Origin of the sequence: Clostridium sp. CCUG 7971 (genome assembly GCF_017590215.1) — a bacterium.
GTDB lineage: Bacteria > Bacillota > Clostridia > Peptostreptococcales > Peptostreptococcaceae > Faecalimicrobium.
The window spans coordinates 1-7,008 of record NZ_JAFFPK010000193.1 but is presented as its reverse complement, the minus strand read 5'-3'; the positions used below and the strand labels follow the sequence as shown (position 1 = coordinate 7,008).

Below are 7,008 nucleotides of genomic sequence, written 5' to 3'. Positions count from 1 at the left end.
AAAAATTTAAAATAAATTATTTTATTTAATAATTTACTTTGCTTTTTTTACTTAATTTATGATAAATTTCTCCATTATTTTCTAAAAAATATATTTTTTTATTTAATTTTACATAAAAATATTTGTGAGGTTACATACTTTTTTATATTTATTTATAAAATATTTACCTAATGAGTTATACATTAAAAACACACATAATAATCGATAAATTATATTTTTACATAAAAAGAACTCTAATAAATAGAGTTCTTTTTATGTAATCTTTATTTTTTATAAGTTATTTCTTCTTTTCAGGCATTATATCTTCAAATATAAAACCATGAAGTATATCTAATGAGCTCGGTTCAAATTGCATTACTGACTTATTATTTATTCTTACATTCTTGCTATTAACACCATCATCTATAGGGAATTCCATTTGAGTTATATTGAAGTTACCAATTTTTAATACTCTACCACCAATATTAAGGATTTCAGCAGGCTTCATATTAGTTTTAACATAAGGAAGTATTGTATCTAATAATTTAGGGTATTTTGTCATAGGTAAATCTTTTACCCCCTTCATCATACCTTCAATAACTTGTCTTTGTCTTTTATCTCTTTCCAAAGCTCCACCACTACCACCTTTTCTTATACGTGAGTATGCAAGAGCTTGGTACCCATTTAATTTTTGTTCCCCAGCACTTTTGATGTATGATATAGAGCCTTTATTATCTTTAGAATCCCATCCATATGTTTCAGGAATAAATTTATTTAGCTCTTGTATTTCATTTTGTTTAACATCTATAGTTATACCTCCTAAAGTATCAATTATGTCCATAAATGAATAGAAATCAACAATAGCGTAATTTTGGATATCTAGTTCAAAGTTTCTCTCTATCGTTTCTGCTAATAAATTTATACCGCCATATGCATAAGCCTCAGTAAGCTTTATATCTCCATATCCTGATGTAGAAACATATGTATCACGAGCAAGTGATGTTAATTTTAAACTTTTATTTTTACTATCAACGGTAAGTATCATCATAGCATCACTACGAGAACTTTTCTCTCCTGGTCTTCCATCTGTACCACAAAGTAATATATTAGTTATACCTTCCTCTGATTTATAATCACTTTTTCCAAGTGTGTTACTATCTCCCCCAGAATCATACATACTATTTAATTTAAAATAAACAAGTCCAAATGCGCTCGCAGGTATTATTATTATTAAAATTGCCAATAGCACAACTATTCTTTTTAGTATTTTATTACTCATTATTTATCCTCCCAAATAAGTACCCATATTATTTATATATTCTAATTTCTATTGAATGTTGTTTATAATTTATTATTCAACCATATATAATTTATGGATAATTTTCACTATTAAAGCTATCGCTAACATTTTACCATAATAACTTTATTTTTTTCTACATAATTTCTCTTTTTTTGTAAATCACTAAAAATATTTCAATTTAAAATATTTAATTTCACATAACTATAGTAAAAAGATAAAGGTATCCCTCCTAACCCTCTTACTGATACTACACTTGCTCCTATTATAAAATATATTTTTATAAAGCTTTAAAGCAACATATAATATACGCTGAAATGCAACCTAAGGTATAATATTTCCTAACTGATAAATGAGAAGAACTTTATGAAATTATATCTTCCCTTGAATATTGGTCTAATAAGTATTATCCTAATTTATATGAAAGTAATAGATAGTTATATTTCTAAATTAGCACGATAAAAGTAGGAGGAATTTCAATGAGCTGGATAATTAAAACATTTAGTGAACTAACAACAGATGAGTTATATAAAATACTTCAACTTAGAAATGAAGTGTTTATAGTGGAACAAGAATGCCCTTATCAAGATATAGATGGTAAAGATAATAAGTCTTATCATATATTTTTAGAAAAAGACAATGAAGTAATAGCCTATTCAAGGATACTAAAAAAAGGTATTTCATATGAACAAGCATCTATTGGAAGAGTTATTGTAAAAAAAGATTATCGTGGTAGAAACATAGCTAGAGATATGTTATTGAAAAGTATCTCTTTCATAGAAAATAGTTTACACGAGAAAGAAATCAAAATTCAAGCACAGGCATACTTAGATAAATTTTATAGTAGCCTAGGATTTAAAAAAATATCTGATGTGTATTTAGAAGACAACATTCCTCATATGGATATGTTATATAAAAAATAAAATAAATAAAAATCCGTATCGTTTACAAATGGTACGGATTTTTATTTATTTTATTATGTTTTTAGTTTATATAAACCTTAAACCTTATTTAAAGTTTATATATTTCTTTGATATAAATATATCTTCAAATTTTTTATCATTTAATATTTCATGTGTTATAAATTGCCCATTATAATATAGACTATATGTTGTAAATGGTGTATTTGAATTTTGTGCTTGTTCTTTACTTTCATATTTAATTATATTAAGCTGTATGTCTCTTTCTTCTGCGAATTCTTTTACCATAGATACATATTTTGAGGTAAATGGACATTGATTTGAGTAATATAAAACAAATCCTGATTCATTAATATCCTCTACTTTTACAGACTCTTTGAATTTAGGAATATCTATATCTTTTTCAAATGGCAAGTATAATAATTCATAGTATGGATTTGCAGTATCTGCTAATATAAATCCTTTATATTTTAAATACTTTGAGTCCGCCAAGTATGGTCTCTTTTTATTAGAACTTAATATAACTAATCCCTTTTTCCCTTTTTCTTTACTATCATTAATACATTCTTCTAATAATATGTTAGAAATACCTTGTCCCTTGTATTTTCCTGAAACCCACAAGCAATTAATAAACATATATTCATTTGCAATAATAGGACACCATGCATTTTCAGCTGGTATATATTCAATAAAAACTTTCCCTCTTACATCTCCCTTTTTAAATACTATACCTTCTTTAAATCTATCTTTTAGCCAGCTTTTTTTAGATAAAACTTGGAATTCTCCTTTTTTATCAGAAATAGCACAACAAATATGCTCTTTATCTATATTATCAATATTAACATCTACTATTTCCATTGTATTTCCCCCTCATAGTTCTAATATCTTTTATTATATACTTAATAAGATTCTTATTAATAATCTTTTTAATAAGTAAGCATCTTTTAATTTAAATAAACTGTATTATAATTTATAAATAATTATCTTAAATATATAAAGAACCGTATCATTTATAGCTGATACGGTTCTTTATTATTCATCTACGTTAAGTAATATTTATTATTTTAATTTTAGTTTGTCTTTAATTAAGGTCTTCTTGCACCTTTGAATGTCTTTTCATAGTATCCTGATGATAACTTCGATTTCTTAACTCCATCTCTAGGATTAGATGCATGTATAAATTCATCATTTCCTATGTACATTCCCACATGACTTACTCTACCTTTTTTCATAGTATCGAAAAATACTAAATCTCCAGGTTGTAAGTCTTTTTTCTCTATTGCTTGTCCAAACTTACTTTGATCATAAGATACTCTTGGTATATCTTTTCCTAATTCAGTTTTATATATATACCTAACTAATCCAGAGCAATCAAATGCATGAGGTCCATTCGCTCCCCAAACATATGGTTTTCCTATTTGATTTTCTAATGTTTTTATCGCATTATCCATTTTATTAGATGTTTTAGGTTCATAATTAATATTATTAGTATTAGCTACAGATCCATGACTTTCTATTTTCTGAATATTCTTTTGAATATTATTAGAAGGTGCATTATTTATAGGAATGTCTTCTATTTTTTGTGTATCCACCCTATTCATGTTGATACTACCTAATATTGTATTTAAAATATCTAAAGTATCTAAATTATCTAAATTATTATTATCACATGAACATGAGCATTCACACATACCACTAGAATTACCTAATACGCTTTCTAATATATCATCAAAAGGATCAGAGCTTATACTTAACGAATTTTTATTATTTAAATTTGAACGACTAATACTATTTAAAAAGCTACTTAAAACAATTTGACTTATATCACTCATATATCTAACCTCCATACTTTCAATTTTATTTTTTAAGTAATAAAAGAATATATTTATTAAAAATTTTTTAATTTTAATATAAAAATTACATCTCTTACTTATAATCGGCTTAATTTATTTTTTATTTAATCTTATTTATAATCTAAATCTCCTAAATACCTCTAAATAGGCTAATACTCGCAACATAAGTATTTTTTATTATACAAAAATTTTCATTACTATTTACCTATTAAAATAGTACCATTAGACTCTTAAATGAATACTATTGTAATTATATAAATAATAAAAATTAAAGATTTTATTATCCAAGTATATTGCTTTTTAAGCATATATTTAGCTATATATATTTTTTAGTTTGGAGGGTAAAATTATGAAAAAGAAGTTTTATGATATTTTGTACAACATGATATGCCGTGGTCGTAATGTATTTAGTTTTAAAATGAAATCAATAAAAACTAGACAATTTCCTTATGAAATTGAAATCATAGCTGAAAACCTATATGTACCTTGGGCCATGGATATAAGCAATAAAGGAGATATATATTTTACAGAACGCTCTGGTTCGATTAGAGTTATTGAAAATGGTAAACTTAATCCCCAACCTCTCATTACATTTAGTTCACCATTTGTAAGTCAAGGCGAAGGTGGTTTAATGGGAATAGCTTTAGATCCTAATTTTTCACAAAATAACTATATCTATGTTATGCATTCATATACAGAAAATAACCAGATTTATAACCGTGTTGTTAGACTAATAAAGAGCGATAATATAGTAGCTATTGATAAAATACTCTTAGATAAAATACCAGGAGGCCAAATTCATAATGGAGGAAGAATAAAGATAGGTCCAGATAATAAATTATATATAGCAACAGGAGATTCAGGAAATTCTTCATTATCTCAAGACTTATTAAGTACAGCCGGAAAAATACTACGAATAGAATTAGATGGTAATATTCCTGAAGATAACCCTTTTATTAATTCACCTATTTATAGCTTCGGTCATAGAAACCCACAAGGATTAGCTTGGAATTCAAAAAATATATTGTATGAATCAGAACATGGACAGTCAGCACATGATGAAATAAATATAATACAACCAGGAGCTAATTATGGTTGGCCTCTAGTCCAAGGAGATGAAGAATCTACAGAAATTACAACACAAAAACCTTTGGTACATAGTGGAGAAGATACATGGGCACCATCTGGTATTGCTTTTGTTGAACAAGGACCATGGCAAGGTAAATTACTAGTAGCTAATTTACGTGGCCAGCAACTACTTGCTATATCTCTAAACAAAAAAGGAACAGTGATTAAGGATATAGAGCCATTATTAAAAAATGAATATGGACGTTTGCGTGATGTTATTCAGAGTAAGGATGGATCCATCTACCTAACAACAAGTAATAAGGATGGCCGAGGAAACCCTGATATAACTGATGATAAAATAATCCGTCTCATACCAAGATAAACTAATAAATATATTTATAAAATAACTGATGATTTAAATTTATTTAACTAAAAAATAGGTGCTTAAGTAGCACCTATTTTTTAGAATTTAAACTTACACTAACTTTTTATCACGTAGATTTTTATTATCAAATATAAATCTAGATATTTCATTTTTTTGCTTGATACTTAATTTATCAAATTTTAAATTATATAAGTATGTACTATTTCTAAAATTAGTTCTCTTTTTTATTATAGTACTTTTTATATCATGAGTTTTACCATCTATATCAATTTTTACTTTAAGATTCTTAGTTTGATAGATATTTTCATAAGTTTCCATAAGCATACCATCAATACTAATATCTAAGGTGTTTCCACTATATTCTATACGTTCTCTTGGTAATAATGTATAGTTTAAATCTAATACTATAGGTAGCCTATAGTTTTTTCGTCTTTGATTTTTCTCTATTGGTGAACTAAATTCCCCCTTATAGTATAATACATTGTCTTCTATTATTTTTTCGGTTATTAGAAGTTCAGTTGTATATAATCCACTATAGCTTACAAACTCTACTTTTATAATGCTTTGTTCATCAAATCTAATAATATCGTATTTATCAATTGGACATCTAAATAAAACTTCTCTATTATTTAAATATTCTACATCACTTGTATATAGTTTCCCCTTATAAATCGTACGTATAATTAAATTTATATCATCCTCTAAAATTTGATTATACTTATTAACTGATTTTTCTATATATCTTACAGATTTTTTATTAAATAAGCTAAACACGGTCTATACCCTCCTCTTTTTAAATATCCTCCTATATTTAGTATAGTACAGTTTTATTTTTCATGCCTAAAGAAAACCGTATTACTTGGTAATAATACGGTTTTACTTATATATAAAATAAATATCTTTAAATTTCATTTCTTATATCCTTTTTCTTATATATTCTAATATATATCCTATTCCCATTCCTATAAAACTACCTACTGTCCCCCACATAAAATTATCTGTAATAAATCCAATTGCTGTTCCAATCATAAGTCCACCTAGCATTAAATTAACTGATAGTTCATCTTCTTCATTTTCATCAAACTCTATATAATTATTATTAGGTAAATCATTTATTTCAATTGTTTCTTCATCTTTAATTTTACTCTCATTAATTATTAAGTCATCTAATGTTATATTAAATATATCTCTTAATAATATAAGATTGTCTATATCTGGATACGTTTTGCCTGACTCCCATTTTGATACAGCTTGACGAGATACATTTAGCATTTTTGCAAGTTGTTCCTGTGATAAATTTTTTTCTTTTCTCAATTTTTTTAGATTCTCACTTAAGTTCAATATAATCACCTCATCTTAACTTTAATTATATTTATTTCTGTAGAAATTAACAATCATTGTATAGTTGCATTTTGTTAACTTATGGTTGCATTGCTGATATTATCTAGATTCTTCTTAAATTTTTATAAGAAAGAAATATTAATTCTATAAAATAAAGTACCGTAT

The 7,008-nt window shown here is 25.8% G+C and carries 7 protein-coding genes; 2 read left to right on the top strand and 5 right to left on the bottom strand.

Going from position 1 to position 7,008, the window contains the following annotated elements:
• Positions 1-277: 277 nt before the first annotated feature.
• A complete protein-coding gene (locus tag JWF52_RS18420; RefSeq protein ID WP_208334928.1) occupies positions 278-1,258 on the bottom strand; it encodes an LCP family protein in 981 nt (326 codons plus the stop codon).
• A gap of 497 nt (positions 1,259-1,755) precedes the next feature.
• Between JWF52_RS18420 and JWF52_RS18415 the strand changes: the two genes are divergently transcribed.
• The gene (locus tag JWF52_RS18415; protein ID WP_208334927.1) at positions 1,756-2,199 is read left to right on the top strand and encodes a GNAT family N-acetyltransferase; all 444 of its coding nucleotides are present in this window, start codon (positions 1,756-1,758) and stop codon (positions 2,197-2,199) included.
• Positions 2,200-2,283: 84 nt separating this feature from the next.
• Here JWF52_RS18415 and JWF52_RS18410 read toward each other — a convergent pair whose 3' ends face one another.
• Together JWF52_RS18410 and JWF52_RS18405 are read right to left on the bottom strand one after the other, a co-directional pair.
• Positions 2,284-3,054 (bottom strand): N-acetyltransferase, encoded by a 771-nt coding sequence (locus JWF52_RS18410; protein ID WP_208334926.1) that lies wholly within the window; start codon positions 3,052-3,054, stop codon positions 2,284-2,286.
• A 227-nt stretch (positions 3,055-3,281) separates the two neighbouring features.
• On the bottom strand, positions 3,282-4,028 hold the full coding sequence (locus JWF52_RS18405; protein ID WP_286184275.1) for a C40 family peptidase: 747 nt from the start codon (positions 4,026-4,028) through the stop codon (positions 3,282-3,284).
• 370 nt (positions 4,029-4,398) lie between these two features.
• Between JWF52_RS18405 and JWF52_RS18400 the strand changes: the two genes are divergently transcribed.
• A complete protein-coding gene (locus JWF52_RS18400) occupies positions 4,399-5,499 on the top strand; it encodes a PQQ-dependent sugar dehydrogenase (protein ID WP_208334925.1) in 1,101 nt (366 codons plus the stop codon).
• Positions 5,500-5,592: 93 nt separating this feature from the next.
• Here JWF52_RS18400 and JWF52_RS19825 read toward each other — a convergent pair whose 3' ends face one another.
• Both JWF52_RS19825 and JWF52_RS18390 read right to left on the bottom strand, forming a co-directional pair.
• A complete protein-coding gene (locus JWF52_RS19825) occupies positions 5,593-6,276 on the bottom strand; it encodes a PilZ domain-containing protein (RefSeq protein ID WP_208334924.1) in 684 nt (227 codons plus the stop codon).
• A 141-nt stretch (positions 6,277-6,417) separates the two neighbouring features.
• Positions 6,418-6,843: a helix-turn-helix transcriptional regulator gene (locus JWF52_RS18390; RefSeq protein ID WP_208334923.1), complete on the bottom strand. Its 426-nt coding sequence runs from the start codon at positions 6,841-6,843 to the stop codon at positions 6,418-6,420.
• Between the last annotated feature and the right edge of the window lie 165 nt (positions 6,844-7,008).

What these genes read in the sequence shown, in the direction of transcription:
- JWF52_RS18410 (WP_208334926.1), bottom strand. Translation starts at nt 3,054, where the DNA reads ATGGAAATAGTAGATGTTAATATTGATAATATAGATAAAGAGCATATT.
- JWF52_RS18415 (WP_208334927.1), top strand. Translation starts at nt 1,756, where the DNA reads ATGAGCTGGATAATTAAAACATTTAGTGAACTAACAACAGATGAGTTA.
- JWF52_RS18405 (WP_286184275.1), bottom strand. Translation starts at nt 4,028, where the DNA reads ATGAGTGATATAAGTCAAATTGTTTTAAGTAGCTTTTTAAATAGTATT.
- JWF52_RS18420 (WP_208334928.1), bottom strand. Translation starts at nt 1,258, where the DNA reads ATGAGTAATAAAATACTAAAAAGAATAGTTGTGCTATTGGCAATTTTA.
- JWF52_RS18400 (WP_208334925.1), top strand. Translation starts at nt 4,399, where the DNA reads ATGAAAAAGAAGTTTTATGATATTTTGTACAACATGATATGCCGTGGT.